The organism is Pengzhenrongella frigida, assembly GCF_004168625.1.
In the GTDB taxonomy this organism is placed as follows: domain Bacteria; phylum Actinomycetota; class Actinomycetes; order Actinomycetales; family Cellulomonadaceae; genus Pengzhenrongella; species Pengzhenrongella frigida.
In genome coordinates this window covers 1-13,090 of record NZ_SDWW01000032.1, presented here as the reverse complement: position 1 = coordinate 13,090, position 13,090 = coordinate 1, and the positions used below count along the sequence as shown (strand labels likewise).

Sequence of the window (13,090 nt, the reverse complement as noted above, 5' to 3'; positions counted from 1 at the left end):
GACGCCGCGCGCGTCACACGCCGATGTCGCCGACCGACTCGATCAGCGAGACCCGGCCATCGGCCAGCGTGTACTCGACGCCCACGATCGCGCACCGCCCGGCCGCGATCGCCTCGGACAGCCCGGCGGAGTAGCTCTGCAGCATCTGGACGGTGTGGCGGGTGTGCTCGCGGCCGAGCGTCTCGGCATCCAGCGCACCGATGCCCCCGATCCCGCCGACCCCCAGGCCGACGATGCTCGGGATCACCCGGTCGACGATCGCGCGCACGAACCCACGCGGCAGCTCGCCCGTGGTCAGTGCCGCGGTCGCGGCGGCGACGGCACCGCAGCGGTCGTGCGCGAGGACGACGACGAGCGGGGCGTCGAGCAGGTCGACCCCGTACTCGATCGAGCCGACGACGGTCGTGTCGAGCACGTGCCCGGCCGTCCGCACGACGAAGAGGTCGCCCAGGCCCTGATCGAAGACGATCTCCGCCGCGACGCGCGAGTCCGAGCAGCCGAAGATCACCGCGAACGGCTGCTGCTCCTCGCTGAGCTCGGTGCGGCGGTCGGCGCTCTGTGACGGGTGCTCCATGGTGCCGGCGACGAAGCGGGCGTTGCCGGCACGCAGGGTCGCCCAGGCGGCGGCGGGAGTGGGTTGCGGGGCCATGCGGGCATCCTGACAGACCCCGCCGCGGGCCCCGTGTCCGTCTCAGCGGGTCCTCGCTCCGGCGGCGCCCGCCGTCGGGAGGTGCCGGCCCTGTTCGCGGGTGCGCGCTCCGGTCGACTGATACCCTAGGGGGTATGCAGATCAGACGAGGCGCAGCCGCAGTGATCGTGTCCGCCACGATGGTGATCGGAGGACTGGCGGGCTGCTCGACGGCGCCCGACGCCGTCACCGACGTCACGGTGTCCGACGCCGCGACGGTGCTCGCCGAACCCGACGTCACCGTGATCGACGTGCGGACCGCGGGCGAGTTCGCCGCCGGTCACCTCGCCGACGCGGTCAACATCGACGTCGAGGGCGGCGCGTTCGAGAGCGGGGTCGCCGACCTGCCCAAGGACGCCACCTACGTCGTGTACTGCCAGTCCGGCAACCGCTCCGGGGTCGCGACCGACACGCTCGCCGGCCTCGGCTTCACGGACGTCTACGACGTCGAGGGCGGCATCGCCGCCTGGCAGGCCGAGGGGGGCCCGGTCGTCCTGGACTAGCGCCAGACCAGCGACCAGCTCAGATCAGCTCGGCCAGCCGAGGCGGGTTGGCGCCGGCGCGCGAGACGGTGATGGCCGCGATCCGGGCGGACCGTTCGAGGATGCGCGTGAGCGTCCCGGCGTCGATCCCGCCGAGATCTCCCCGGCGCTCGGCACCGAGCAGGCCCGCCGTCCACAGCCCGTCGATCAGGCCGGACATGAACGAGTCGCCCGCCCCGACGGTGTCGGCGACGGCGACGGTCCGCGCCGGCACCTCGACGTGCACCCCGCCGGAGGTCACCGCGACCACGCCCGCACCGCCGCGGGTCACCACCACGATCCCGGGACCGGAGGTGGCCCACTTCGCGGCCACCTCGATGAGGGCCACACCGGGCTCGAGCCAGGCGAGGTCCTCATCGCTGACCTTGACGACGTCGGCGAGCTCCACCAGCCGGGCGACGAGCGGACGCATCTGCTCGGCACTCCCGAGCAGCGCGGGCCGCACGTTCGGGTCGTACGTCACGGTGGCCTGGGAGCGCGCCTGGCCGAGGAGCTGCAGCACGGCCTCGCCGCCCGGCTCGAGGGCCGCACCGATCGTGCTCGAGTGCACGACGACGACGTCGGCCGCCAGCTCGGTCCCGGCCGGGACCTGCCAGTCGAGGTCGAACGTGTACGTCGCCGCGCCGGTCTCGTCCAGGGTGGCGAGCGCGACCGACGTCGAGCCGGCGCCGTCGCTGCCGGGCAGGACGTGCACGGCGGAGTCCTCGAGGTGCCGGCGTACGAGCTCGCCGTGCGCGTCGGGTGCGAACCAGGTCAGCAGGTCGACGGGACGCCCGAGGCGGCCGAGGCCGATCGCGACGTTCGCCGGGCTCCCGCCGACATGGTTCTCGATGCTGCCGTCGAGCTGGCGCACGACGTCGACGAGGGCCTCGCCCACGACAAGCGCGCGCGGCGTCGGCTGAGCTCCGGGCGTGGCGGTCATGAGCCGGTCTCCTCGGTCGTTCCGGTGGCGGCCGTGCGGGCCGTGTCCAAGCGTTCGCGTGCGCCGTCGAGCCACTGTTGGCAGCGGGCGGCGAGCGCCTCACCGCGTTCCCACAGCACGAGGGACTCTTCGAGCGTGGCCCCGCCCGCCTCGAGGCGGGCGACGACGGAGATCAGCTCGTCCCGGGCCTGTTCATAGCTCAGGGCGGCGAGCCCGTCGTCGGGCGCGGTCGGGTCAGGTGTGGTCGTCGTCGGCACGGGCCAAGTATCACCCACCCGGGCTCAGCGGGGGGCCGCGACCGTGGCCCGGATCTCGCCCCGGGCGACGCGGATCCGCAGCGCCTCACCCGGGGCGACCTCCGCCGGGTCGCGCACGACGGCGCCGTCGGCTCGTTGCACGACGGCGTAGCCCCGGTCGAGCGTGGCGGCGGGCGACAGGGCGCGCAGCTGGGCCGCCAGCTGCTGGTTCTGACCGGTCGCCCGGGCGAGCCACGAGTCGAGCGACCGCCGCCCGGCCTCGCTCCGCTGCCGCACGTCCCGCTCGCGCGCCTCGACCATCGACTCCGGGGCCGCGAGCACGGGCCGTGACCGCGCCGCGTCCAGGCCCGCCTGCTCGCGACCGAGCAGATGCACCACGGCGGACCGGATCCGGGTCCGGGCCTGGACGAGCCGCGAGCGCTCCTCGGTGACGTCCGGCACGATCCGCTTGGCGGCGTCCGTCGGGGTCGAGGCGCGGTAGTCGGCCACGAGGTCGAGCAGCGGGGTGTCGGTCTCGTGCCCGATGGCGCTCACGAGCGGGGTGCGGCACGCGGCGGCGGCCCGGACGAGAGCCTCGTTGCTGAACGGCAGGAGGTCTTCGACGGCGCCCCCGCCGCGGGCGACGACGATCACCTCGACGCGCGGATCGGCGTCGAGCTCGGCGATCGCGGCGCTGACCTGAGGGACCGCACCGACGCCCTGCACGGCGACCTCGCGGATCTCGAACCGGACCTGGGGCCAGCGCGCCTGGGCGTTGACGACGACGTCGTGCTCCGCCTTCGACTCGCGCCCGCAGATGAGCCCGACGACGCCGGGGAGGAACGGCAGCGGGACCTTGCGTGCGACGTCGAACAGGCCCTCGGCCGCGAGCACGCGCTTGAGGTGCTCGATGCGCGCGAGCAGCTCGCCGACGCCCACGGCCCGGAGGTCGTCGGCCTGCAGCTGCAGGGTGCCGCGCTTGGTCCAGAAGGTCGGCTTCGCGTGCACGACGACGTGCGAGCCCTCCGTGAGCGGCATCGCGACCGCGTCCAGCACGCGCGCGTAGGCCGAGACGGGCAACGACATGTCGGCGTCGGTGTCGCGCAGCGTGAGGAACGCCATCCCCGCGCCGGGCCGCCGGTTGAGCTGCACGATCTGCCCCTCGACCCAGACCGGGGCCATCTTCGCGACGTAGTCGGCGATCTTCGACGACAGCAGCCGCACGGGCCAGGGGTGCTCGGGCGTGGTGTCCAGCGCGCGGGCCGGCAGCGCCGCGGGCGGAGCGGCGGGCGGTGCCGCGGGCGGCGCAGCGGACGGGGCGGCGGGTGCGGTTGGTTGCTCGGCGGTCACCCGGACCAGGGTGCCACGTAGCATGGGCAGCGTGTCCGAGCAGCGCAAGAGAGTCCTCCTGGCAGCCCCTCGCGGGTACTGCGCGGGCGTCGACCGAGCAGTGATCGCCGTAGAGAAGGCGCTCGAGCACTACGGGGCGCCCGTCTACGTCCGCAAGGAGATCGTCCACAACAAGTACGTGGTCGAGACCCTGGCCGCCCGCGGGGCGATCTTCGTGAGCGACACCGACGAGGTGCCCGAGGGTGCCCGGGTCGTGTTCTCCGCGCACGGGGTCTCCCCGGCCGTGCTCGCGGCCGCCGCCGCCCGGTCGCTGCTGACCATCGACGCCACGTGCCCGCTGGTCACGAAGGTGCACAAGGAGGCCATCCGGTTCGCGTCGGACGACTACGACATCCTGCTCATCGGGCACTCCGGGCATGAGGAGGTCGAGGGCACCCTCGGCGAGGCGCCGGAGCACATCCAGGTGGTGGAGTCCCCGGACGAGGTCGACAAGGTCACCGTCCGCGACCCGGAGAAGCTGATCTGGATCTCGCAGACCACCCTCTCGGTCGACGAGACGATGGAGACCGTGCGCCGGCTGCGCGAGCGGTTCCCGTCCCTGCAGGACCCGCCCAGCGACGACATCTGCTACGCCACCCAGAACCGGCAGGTCGCCGTCAAGAAGCTCGCGCCGGAGTGCGACGTCGTGATCACGGTCGGGTCGGCGAACTCGTCGAACTCCGTCCGGCTGGTCGAGGTCGCCCGCGACGCCGGTGCACGCGCGTCCTACCGCGTGGACACTGCCGCCGAGGTCGACCCGACCTGGCTCGACGGCGCCTCCACGGTCGGGGTGACCTCGGGGGCCTCGGTCCCCGAGATCCTCGTGCGCGACGTGCTCGCGCTGCTGGCGAGCTTCGGCTTCGAGGACGTCGAGGAGGTGCGCACCGCGACCGAGGACCTGATGTTCTCGCTGCCGAAGGAGCTGCGTTCCGACCTCAAGGCGGCCGGGACCCCCGTCCCCCCGCTGCGCCGCGGCGCGCGTCCGGAGCTCGGCGTCTCGAGGATCTAGCCCGCGCTCGTCCTAGCCCGCGCTCGTCCTAGCCCGCGCTCGCCCCTAGCCCGCGCTCGCCCCTAGCCCGCGCTCGTCGCGGCGTCGGTCCGCGGCACGTCCGCCAGCGCCACCATCTGCTCGGTGGCCGAGGCGACCAGCTCCGGCGCGCTCACGGCGCTGAGCTGCGGGTTCACCGGGGGCGGCGTCGGCAGGTCGCCGTCCACGACCTGGAGGTCCGCGAACCGCCGGGCGCTGACGAGCACCCGGGTCTCGAGCGACGACACGGTCTGGTTGTAGGCCCCGGCCGCGCCGTCGAGCGCGCGGCCCAGCTTGGCCAGGTGCCCGCCGAGGGTCGCGATCCGACCGTGCAGCTCCTTGCCGAGGGTGAGCACCTGCTGGGCGTTCGCCGCGAGCGCGTCCTGGCGCCACGCGTAGGCGACCGTCCGCAGGAGCGCGATCAGCGTCATCGGGGTCGCGACGATCACGTTGCGCTCGAACGCGTACTCGAAGATGGTGGCGTCCTGCTCGAGGGCCGCGTGGAAGAACGCCTCGGCCGGGACGAACATCACCACGAACTCGGGTGCGGGGGCGAACTGGTCCCAGTACCGCTTCGTGGCGAGGTCGTCGATGTGCTTGCGGAAGTGCCGCGCGTGGGCGGCGAGCCGCTGGGCCCGGACGGTGTCGTCCGTCGCCTGGGTCGCGTCGAGGTACCCCAGGAAGGCGACCTTCGCGTCCACCACGACGTTCTTGCCGCCCGACAGGTTGATGATCATGTCGGGTCGCAGCAGGCCGTCGTCGGTGCGGACCTGGTCCTGCTCGACGAAGTCGACGTGCTCGACCATCCCGGCCGACTCGACCACGCGGCGCAGCTGGATCTCGCCCCACCGGCCCCGCACCTGGGACGAGCGCAGGGCTGTGACGAGCTGACTGGTCTCGGTGCGCAGCAGGTCGGACGACTCGCGCATCGCCCGGACCTGCTCGCCCAGCGCGGCTGTGCCGGTCAGCCGGGCCTTCTCGGCGAGGGTCATCTCGGCCTTGACCTGGTCGAGCGTGCGCGTGAGCGGCTCGACCAGCTGCTTGACGGCTTCCTCGCGGCGCGCGAGCTCGGAGAACTGGGTCTGCTGGCTCGCCGCGAGCCGCTGGTCGGCCAGGGCGAGGAACTGCTCGTTGTTGGTCGCGAGCGCGTCCGCGGCGAGCGCCCGGAACTGCTCGGCGAGGTGCAGCTGGTCGGCCTGCAGCGAGCGCACCCGCTCCGCACCGGACGAGCGTTCGGCGTCGAGCTGGGCCTGCAGCGATGCGGTCCGGACCTGCGCGGAGCCGACCCGAGCGGCCGCGAGGGACCAGCCCGCGAGGCCGCCCAGCAGCAACGCGCCGGCGACGAGGATCAAGGCGGTCGTGAGGGTCATGTCCGTACCGTGCCACGGCCCTCCGACACACCCGCTCGCCGGTGCCTCCCCGGTCGGCCGCGATCCAGCCTTTGGGCAGGTCAGCGGCACTGGCCCGGCTACCCTGCAGCCATGACGTCCGGAACTGCCTCCGCACCATCGGCCGGCCCCACGCCGCCGTCGGCCCCTGCCCTGATCCCCCCGGCCCTCGCGGTGCGCGGGCTGTGGAAGCGGTTCGGCGACAAGATCGCGGTCAGCGACCTCGACCTCGACGTCCCGGTCGGCTCGTTCTACGGGCTGGTCGGTCCGAACGGTGCGGGCAAGACCACCACCCTGTCGATGTCGACCGGGCTGCTCCGCCCCGACTTCGGACAGGTGTGGGTGCACGGGCAGGACCTGTGGGCCGACCCGACGCAGGTCAAGATGCTGCTCGGGGTGCTTCCCGACGGCGTGCGCCTGTTCGACCGGCTCACGGGCGCGCAGCTCATCACCTATTCGGGGCTGTTGCGCGGCCTGGACCGCGACACGGTCGCGGCGCGCACCACCGATCTGCTGCAGGCGCTCGACCTCACCGGCGACGCGAACAACCTGGTGGTGGACTACTCGGCCGGGATGACCAAGAAGGTGGCCCTGGCCTGCGCCCTCGTGCACGCACCCCGGCTGCTGGTGCTCGACGAGCCGTTCGAGGCGGTCGACCCCGTCTCGGCGGCCAACATCCGGGACATCCTGGGCACCTACGTGCGCGAGGGCGGCGGGACGGTGATCGTCTCGTCGCACGTCATGGACCTGGTCCAGCGGATGTGCGACCACGTCGCGGTCATCGCCGGCGGCCGCGTGCTCGCCGCCGGGACCGTCGACGCGGTGCGCGGCGACGGGAGCCTCGAGGACAAGTTCGTGGAGCTCGTCGGCGGCCGGACGACGGGGCAGGGGCTGGCATGGTTGCGCACCTCCTGAGGCTCAAGCTGACGCTGCTGCGCAACGGCCTGCGCCGGAGCGTGTGGCAGACGATCGGGCTCGGGTTCGCCGCGCTGTACGCGTTCGGTGCCATCGGCGTGGCGATCCCCGGGCTCCTCCTGCTCGGCAGGTCCGACGCCGAGCTGATCGAGACCGTGCTCGTCCTGATGGGGTCCGTGCTCGTGCTGGCGTGGTGGATCGTGCCGCTGGTGGCGTTCGGGGTGGACGCCACGCTCGATCCGGCTCGCTTCGTCACGTTCGCCATCCCGCGCCGTGACCTCCTGACCGGTCTGGCGTTGAGCGGGGTGCTCGGGATCCCCGGCGTCACGACCGCCGTCGTCGTCCTGGCCACGGTCCTGGCGTGGTGGCGGCAGCCGGGCGTGGCCCTGGTGGCGCTGCCCTGCGCGGTGCTCAGCCTGGCGACGGCGATCGTCGGCTCGCGAGCGACCACCACCGCGCTGGCCCGGGTGGTCGGTCGGCGGCGGTACCGCGAGTTCCTCACGATCGTCCTGATCGTGCCGCTGTTCCTGCTCGGACCCCTGATGCGGGGGCTGGCCACCGGCGTCGAGCAGGGCCTCGCGTCGATGCCCGCCGCGGCCCGGGTCGTCGGGTGGACCCCCTGGGGTGCGGCCTGGGCGATCCCGGCGGACGTCGCGGCGGGGGCCTGGGGGGCCGCGGGGCTGAAGCTCCTCATCGCCGTCGCGACCCTGGCCGGGCTCGTGGTCGTCTGGGACCGGGCCCTGGGGCGTGCCCTCGTGCAGCCCGCATCGTCCGGGTCTGCCCGGCGTCCGGTGCGCGGCCGCGGCCTCGGCGCGTTCGGCCGCCTGCCCGCGACCCCGACGGGCGCGGTCGTTGCCCGCTGCCTGACCTACTGGGTGCGGGACCCCCGCTACGCGGCCGGCATCGTCGTGGTGCCCCTGCTTCCCGTCCTGCTGTACTTCTCGACCGGCGGCGGCATCAGCGACGCGATGCTGCTGACCGGGCCGATCGCCGCCTTCCTGCTCGGCTGGACCATCTCGGCCGACGTCGCCTACGACGGCACGCCGTTCTGGACACACGTGGCCGCGCCGATCAGTGGCCGCGTGGACCGCACGGGCCGGGTCCTGGCCACGGGGCTGATCGCCGTGCCGGTGACGCTCCTCCTGGTCGTCGCGTCCGTGCTGGTGACGGGGCGGGTCGATGCGCTGCCGGCCGTGCTCGGCGCGAGCGGCGGCCTGCTGCTCACGGCCCTCGGCTGCTCGAGCGTGGTCTCGGCGCGGGTCGTCTACCAGGTGCCGCTGGCCGGTCAGAACCCGTTCGCCTCCCAGCAGGGGGCGTCCATGGCCGCCGCCGCCTCCCAGCTGCTCGGGTGGAGCGCGATCCTCGGGCTGTGCTTGCCCGCGCTCGTGCTCGCGGGGTTCTCGGTGGGCACGGGATCCGTCGTCCTCGGGGTGCTCGCGCTGGTCGTGGGGATCGCGCTCGGCGGGGTGGTGCTCGCCGTCGGGATCCGGTCCGGCGGCCGCACCCTGGACCGCTCCGCCCCGGAGCTGCTCGCCCGCATGGTCTCGTACACCTGACCGGCGGACATCTGGCCTGACCCGGCGGAGGTGGGCGCCCCGTAGACTCGACGCCCGTGGCACTCACTATCGGCATCGTCGGCCTGCCCAACGTCGGCAAGTCCACCCTTTTCAACGCGCTCACCCGGGCGCAGGTTCTCGCGGCGAACTACCCGTTCGCGACGATCGAGCCCAACGTCGGCGTGGTCCCGCTCCCGGACCCGCGCCTGGCCCAGCTGGCGAAGATCTTCGGCAGCGAGCGCATCCTGCCCGCCACGGTGTCGTTCGTCGACATCGCCGGCATCGTGCGCGGCGCCAGCGAGGGGGAGGGGCTCGGCAACAAGTTCCTCGCGAACATCCGCGAGGCCGAGGCGATCTGCCAGGTCACCCGCGTGTTCTCCGACCCCGACGTGATCCACGTCGAGGGCAAGGTCTCGCCGAAGGACGACATCGAGACCATCAACACCGAGCTGATCCTCGCCGACCTGCAGACCCTCGAGAAGGCGATCCCGCGCCTCGAGAAGGAGGTCCGCGGCAAGAAGGCGCCCCAGGAGCTGCTCGACACGGCGATCGGCGCCCAGAAGCTGCTCGAGGCCGGCACGACGCTCGCCCAGGGGGCGGCCGGCGCGCGGCTCGACCCGGACCGCGTCGCCGAGCTGCAGCTCATGACCTCCAAGCCGTTCATCTACGTCTTCAACACCGACGACGCCGGGCTGGCGGACACCGCGATGCAGGACGAGCTGCGCGCGCTGGTCGCCCCGGCCGACGCGATGTTCCTCGACGCCAAGTTCGAGGCAGAGCTCGTCGAGCTCGAGCCCGACGAGGCCGCCGAGATGCTCGCCGAGAGCGGCCAGGGCGAGCCCGGCCTGGACCAGCTCGCGCGGGTCGGCTTCCACACCCTCGGCCTGCAGACCTACCTGACGGCCGGCCCGAAGGAGACCCGGGCCTGGACGATCCACCGCGGCTGGACCGCCCCGCAGGCGGCCGGCGTCATCCACACCGACTTCCAGCGCGGCTTCATCAAGGCCGAGGTCATCGGGTTCGACGACCTGCTCGAGACCGGCTCGATCGTCGCTGCCCGCGCCGCCGGCAAGGCCCGCATCGAAGGCAAGGACTACGTCATGGCCGACGGCGACGTGGTGGAGTTCCGCTTCAACGTCTAGCCGCCAAGGACTGGCCTCGAGATAGTCCTTCAGCGTTGAGATAGTCCGTTTCGAAGGACTATCTCAACCGCGATGGACTATCTCAGGGTTCGCAGCGAGCCCGGTCTGCTGCCACGAGCACCCGACGGAGGCCGGTGAAGTCGCGCAGCAGGATCCGCGCCAGCACGAAGGTCGGCAGGAGCGCCACCAGCCGGAGCCAGGCGGCGACGTCGCCGCCGTAGTCGGCATGGACGCGCGTGCCCCCGGCGTCGGGCGTGCACACGTACTCGACGCCGGAGTTCCACGGCGAGGTCGAGTGCCACACGACCCGCCGGTCGTGCTCGAGGACCTCGAGCACGTCGGTGAACCGGATCCGGAACGGCCCGATGCGGTCGACAGCGGCCCACCGGTTCCCCACCTGCAGCGGACCGCTGTCCAACGGGCGGCGGGAGTCGACCGCAGGCGCGAACTCGGGCCACCGACCCGGATCGGCGAAGTACGGGTACACGCGCGACGGCGGGTGATCGAGATGGACGTCGAGCGTCACACGTCGCCACATGAGTTCCTCCGCCTCGCCGGTCGCCGCGTCACACCATCGTGGGCACGGGACGGTCGGGATAGAGCTCCCGCATCGCGCTGTCGTACCTCCGCTTCATGAGGAGGAGGTACAGGAGCCGGATCGGGGCGGGCACGTTGGCGCGGACCCAGTCCTCTCGCTCGGCCTCGGGGACGCTCGCGATCAGCAGGCCGAGCTGCAGCGACATGACGTCCTTCCCGAGCTCCTTGCGGTGCGCCATGAGGGTGGCGCGGGTGTGCTCCTCCATGAAGTCCCACTCCTGCTGCGACATCACCTCCCCGGCGACCGGGAGGATGTCGTCCTCCTCCTGCCCGAGATGCGCCGACAGCAGGTCGCGGAGACCCTCGATGTCGGTGGCGAAGACCTCGCGAAGCCGGGGATCGGCGGTGACCACCCAGGGCGCCAGCTGCGGCTCGATCCGTGCGAGCCGCACCGCGACCTCGGCGTGCTGCGCTCGCATCTGACCGACGTGCAGGGTGCAGGCGGGTTCGCGTGCTTCCAGCCTGTCCCACAGCACCATGTCCTCGGTCTCGTGGTGCATGTGCAGGGCGAAGAAGTCGAGGTGGGCGTAGCGGCCGACGACCGCGGAGCGTGCGGTGTCGCCGGGCTCGACCTCGCGCACCAGCTCGGGGAGTTCCCGATACAGCCAGCGGAAGATCCGATGGACGAGGATCATCCCCGACGTGTCGCAGCCAGGGTGCTGCCCCGCGGGCAACGGCCCGGGGGAAGGGAGTTTCTTGGCCATCCCGTCCTCCACCCGATCATCGACATCGGCGTCGTCGCAGCGCTGGAAAAACGCTACTCCCACCCGCTGCGCGCCACATCCCCGCCGGCGGTGCTGGACGACTCCGGCGGACTGGTCGCCGGTAGACGTCGCGGCGGTGTTCGACGACGAGCACGGTGACGATGCGGTACTTGGTCTGGTCCCGGTCCGTGGGGGTCGCCGCTGAGTAGGGTCGCGGTATGAGGTCTGCGCGCCGGAGGATGGTCGACGTCGCCTTCGTGGACGATGAGACGGGTTCGCCGGCCGACGATGTGCGATCCGGCGCCGGCGCTCCGGGCTCGCTCGGACCGCCGAGCCCGCCCAGCGACCGGCGAATCGCCTGGAATCGGGGCGCGCGGCGCTGGTGGCCCGCGGCGGTCGGCTTAGCCCTCATCCTGGTCACGACGTCCGTTGTCGCCGAGCAGCGCGAGCGCGATCGCATGGCGGACCTGGCCGGAGTCCCGGGCGTCGTCACCACGCTCGGGGACACCGTCACCGAGAAGTGGCGTACGGGTGACGGGCCGTACTCGGTCCTGGGCACCAGCACCGGGCTGTTGATCGGGACGCTCGACCGGGCGGACGGGAGCGAGGCGGTCGTCGGCCTGGACGCGAACTCCGGCAACCCCATCTGGGAGGTTCCCGTCCGACCGGCCGGTGACGTCACCAACGCCACCCAGTGCACCGCCCCCACCGAGGCGACCCAAGACCCAGCGGGCGTCGACGTCGTCGTGTGCGTCTTGGCCGCGGGGACCGAGAACGAGACGGCCACCGCGGCCGGTGACCCGAGCCTGCCGGCCACGGCGAACCTGCTCGTGCTCGATGCGACCGACGGCACCGTCCTGCTGGCCGAGCCGACAGATCCGAGCACCACGGTCTCCTCCGCCGGCCCGAACCTCGTGATCGGCCAGGTTCTGTCCGACGGCCGTTACCAGGTGAGCAGACGGAGCGCCTGGGACACGCCTGCCCGGTGGACCTTCACCACCCCAGAACCGCTCGACGTCGACGAGTTCGGGCACCGCTCGGCGCAGGTCTTCGCGACCGGCGACCTCGTCCAGGTCGAGTCGTGGTCGATGAGCACCGGGGGCGGCGCCAGGTCGAGCTGGGTGCTCGCCGCCGACGGCACCGCCCTACGCTCACCGGCGGCGACCGACTCCGGCGGGTACGGCGTCGGATTCACCGTGCTGCGTCACGGCCAGCTGCTCGTGGCGTCCGGCAGCACAGCCGGCACGGCCTACGCAACCCTGACCGACCTGGCCACAGGGTCCTTGTTCCGGGTGGATGCGAGCCCGTTCGACCCCTGGCCCGACGACGGCTCGCTCGACTCCCTGATCCTGGCTCATTCGCTCACGGGTGACGATCTGCTCGCCCACGATCTTGCTGCGGAACGAACCCTGTGGACGGTCCCGAGCCCGGGCAGCTCCGGCGCCATGGTCATCGATGGTCGCGTCATCTGGGCAGAGGCCAACCGCCTCGTCTCGATCGACGGCCGCACGGGTGAGACCGTGTGGTCGACGCCGATCAACAAGCCGAGCACGGCGACCGACCAGTCACCTGCCTCGACCGACGAGTCGAGCACGTCGACCCACACCTACGTCTCGGCGTCGACCTCGACCTTCACCGACGGTCGAGTGGTCCTGTTGGCCAGCTCCGACGCGACCCGGCCCCTGCGGCTCGCCGCCTACCGACTGGACAACGGCGTAGAGCTCTGGGAGAGCACCCTGCCGACGGGCGTGTGGCTCGACGAGGTCGCCGGCGAGCTCTATGGCCAGTCCGAGCACGGTCTCCTCGCACTGGGCTGATCGAGCGGACCGGGACGGCGGACGACCTCGCTGTCGATAGGGCCGCGCTGTCGATAGAGCGTTGCGCCGTGGCCCTGGCGCATCGAACAGGTGTAGTGTGTCGCTTAGCGTGGATATGATGAGCGTGTGGAGATACCAAAATGCGGGGATAAGCGCCACACGGGCGC

Annotated in this window: 13 protein-coding genes; 6 read left to right on the top strand and 7 right to left on the bottom strand. The window is 72.5% G+C overall.

The genetic code is table 11. The features are described from left to right. Positions 1 to 13 precede the first annotated feature (13 nt). Complete coding sequence (locus EUA98_RS13185; RefSeq protein WP_130103155.1) at positions 14 to 649, bottom strand: carbonic anhydrase; 636 nt, start codon at positions 647 to 649, stop codon at positions 14 to 16. A 134-nt stretch (positions 650 to 783) separates the two neighbouring features. Here EUA98_RS13185 and EUA98_RS13180 point away from each other — a divergent pair, with 134 nt between their 5' ends. Next, positions 784 to 1,191 carry a rhodanese-like domain-containing protein gene (locus tag EUA98_RS13180; protein ID WP_130103154.1) on the top strand — a complete coding sequence of 136 codons (408 nt, stop codon included), beginning with the start codon at positions 784 to 786 and terminating at the stop codon, positions 1,189 to 1,191. A gap of 19 nt (positions 1,192 to 1,210) precedes the next feature. Here the strand turns inward: EUA98_RS13180 and EUA98_RS13175 are convergent, their stop codons facing one another. Genes EUA98_RS13175 through xseA form a run of 3 tightly spaced genes read right to left on the bottom strand, consistent with a single transcriptional unit; the run spans position 1,211 to position 3,762 of the window. Next, positions 1,211 to 2,152, bottom strand: coding sequence for a carbohydrate kinase family protein (locus EUA98_RS13175; protein ID WP_130103153.1), 942 nt, complete (start codon positions 2,150 to 2,152; stop codon positions 1,211 to 1,213). Then, a complete protein-coding gene (locus EUA98_RS13170) occupies positions 2,149 to 2,409 on the bottom strand; it encodes an exodeoxyribonuclease VII small subunit (protein WP_130103152.1) in 261 nt (86 codons plus the stop codon). Before EUA98_RS13170 ends, EUA98_RS13175 begins: the two co-directional genes overlap by 4 nt. A 24-nt stretch (positions 2,410 to 2,433) precedes the next feature. Continuing rightward, on the bottom strand, positions 2,434 to 3,762 hold the full coding sequence (xseA, locus tag EUA98_RS13165) for an exodeoxyribonuclease VII large subunit (protein WP_130103151.1): 1,329 nt from the start codon (positions 3,760 to 3,762) through the stop codon (positions 2,434 to 2,436). Here xseA and EUA98_RS13160 point away from each other — a divergent pair. After that, complete coding sequence (locus tag EUA98_RS13160) at positions 3,761 to 4,786, top strand: 4-hydroxy-3-methylbut-2-enyl diphosphate reductase (RefSeq protein WP_130103150.1); 1,026 nt, start codon at positions 3,761 to 3,763, stop codon at positions 4,784 to 4,786. The genes xseA and EUA98_RS13160 overlap by 2 nt on opposite strands. A 62-nt stretch (positions 4,787 to 4,848) precedes the next feature. On the opposite strand, the gene EUA98_RS13155 is transcribed toward EUA98_RS13160, so the two are convergent. Next, positions 4,849 to 6,174: a DNA recombination protein RmuC gene (locus EUA98_RS13155; RefSeq protein ID WP_130103149.1), complete on the bottom strand. Its 1,326-nt coding sequence runs from the start codon at positions 6,172 to 6,174 to the stop codon at positions 4,849 to 4,851. Positions 6,175 to 6,285: 111 nt separating this feature from the next. On the opposite strand from EUA98_RS13155, the gene EUA98_RS13150 reads away from it, so the two are divergent. The 3 genes from EUA98_RS13150 to ychF are packed head-to-tail and all read left to right on the top strand — an operon-like array spanning position 6,286 to position 9,805. Beyond that, positions 6,286 to 7,107: an ABC transporter ATP-binding protein gene (locus EUA98_RS13150; RefSeq protein ID WP_130103148.1), complete on the top strand. Its 822-nt coding sequence runs from the start codon at positions 6,286 to 6,288 to the stop codon at positions 7,105 to 7,107. Next, entirely contained in the window at positions 7,089 to 8,663 is a 1,575-nt protein-coding gene (locus EUA98_RS19790; protein ID WP_165372832.1) for a hypothetical protein, read from the top strand. The genes EUA98_RS13150 and EUA98_RS19790 overlap by 19 nt, the downstream gene beginning before the upstream one ends. A gap of 56 nt (positions 8,664 to 8,719) precedes the next feature. After that, entirely contained in the window at positions 8,720 to 9,805 is a 1,086-nt protein-coding gene (ychF, locus tag EUA98_RS13140) for a redox-regulated ATPase YchF (protein WP_130103147.1), read from the top strand. An 82-nt stretch (positions 9,806 to 9,887) separates the two neighbouring features. Here ychF and EUA98_RS13135 read toward each other — a convergent pair whose 3' ends face one another. Together EUA98_RS13135 and EUA98_RS13130 are read right to left on the bottom strand one after the other, a co-directional pair. Continuing rightward, complete coding sequence (locus tag EUA98_RS13135; RefSeq protein WP_130103146.1) at positions 9,888 to 10,343, bottom strand: SRPBCC family protein; 456 nt, start codon at positions 10,341 to 10,343, stop codon at positions 9,888 to 9,890. Positions 10,344 to 10,371: 28 nt separating this feature from the next. Continuing rightward, on the bottom strand, positions 10,372 to 11,037 hold the full coding sequence (locus tag EUA98_RS13130) for a hemerythrin domain-containing protein (RefSeq protein WP_207219087.1): 666 nt from the start codon (positions 11,035 to 11,037) through the stop codon (positions 10,372 to 10,374). Between the two features lie 287 nt (positions 11,038 to 11,324). Between EUA98_RS13130 and EUA98_RS13125 the strand changes: the two genes are divergently transcribed. Further along, a complete protein-coding gene (locus tag EUA98_RS13125) occupies positions 11,325 to 12,923 on the top strand; it encodes an outer membrane protein assembly factor BamB family protein (RefSeq protein ID WP_130103144.1) in 1,599 nt (532 codons plus the stop codon). The last annotated feature ends 167 nt before the right edge of the window (positions 12,924 to 13,090 follow it).

Bases quoted from the DNA above. Each gene is read 5' to 3' on its own strand.
- EUA98_RS13185 (WP_130103155.1), bottom strand. From the start codon at position 649: ATGGCCCCGCAACCCACTCCCGCCGCCGCCTGGGCGACCCTGCGTGCC.
- EUA98_RS13180 (WP_130103154.1), top strand. From the start codon at position 784: ATGCAGATCAGACGAGGCGCAGCCGCAGTGATCGTGTCCGCCACGATG.
- EUA98_RS13175 (WP_130103153.1), bottom strand. From the start codon at position 2,152: ATGACCGCCACGCCCGGAGCTCAGCCGACGCCGCGCGCGCTTGTCGTG.
- EUA98_RS13160 (WP_130103150.1), top strand. From the start codon at position 3,761: ATGGGCAGCGTGTCCGAGCAGCGCAAGAGAGTCCTCCTGGCAGCCCCT.
- xseA (WP_130103151.1), bottom strand. From the start codon at position 3,762: ATGCTACGTGGCACCCTGGTCCGGGTGACCGCCGAGCAACCAACCGCA.
- EUA98_RS13155 (WP_130103149.1), bottom strand. From the start codon at position 6,174: ATGACCCTCACGACCGCCTTGATCCTCGTCGCCGGCGCGTTGCTGCTG.
- EUA98_RS13150 (WP_130103148.1), top strand. From the start codon at position 6,286: ATGACGTCCGGAACTGCCTCCGCACCATCGGCCGGCCCCACGCCGCCG.
- EUA98_RS19790 (WP_165372832.1), top strand. From the start codon at position 7,089: ATGGTTGCGCACCTCCTGAGGCTCAAGCTGACGCTGCTGCGCAACGGC.
- EUA98_RS13135 (WP_130103146.1), bottom strand. From the start codon at position 10,343: ATGTGGCGACGTGTGACGCTCGACGTCCATCTCGATCACCCGCCGTCG.
- EUA98_RS13130 (WP_207219087.1), bottom strand. From the start codon at position 11,037: ATGATCCTCGTCCATCGGATCTTCCGCTGGCTGTATCGGGAACTCCCC.
- EUA98_RS13125 (WP_130103144.1), top strand. From the start codon at position 11,325: ATGAGGTCTGCGCGCCGGAGGATGGTCGACGTCGCCTTCGTGGACGAT.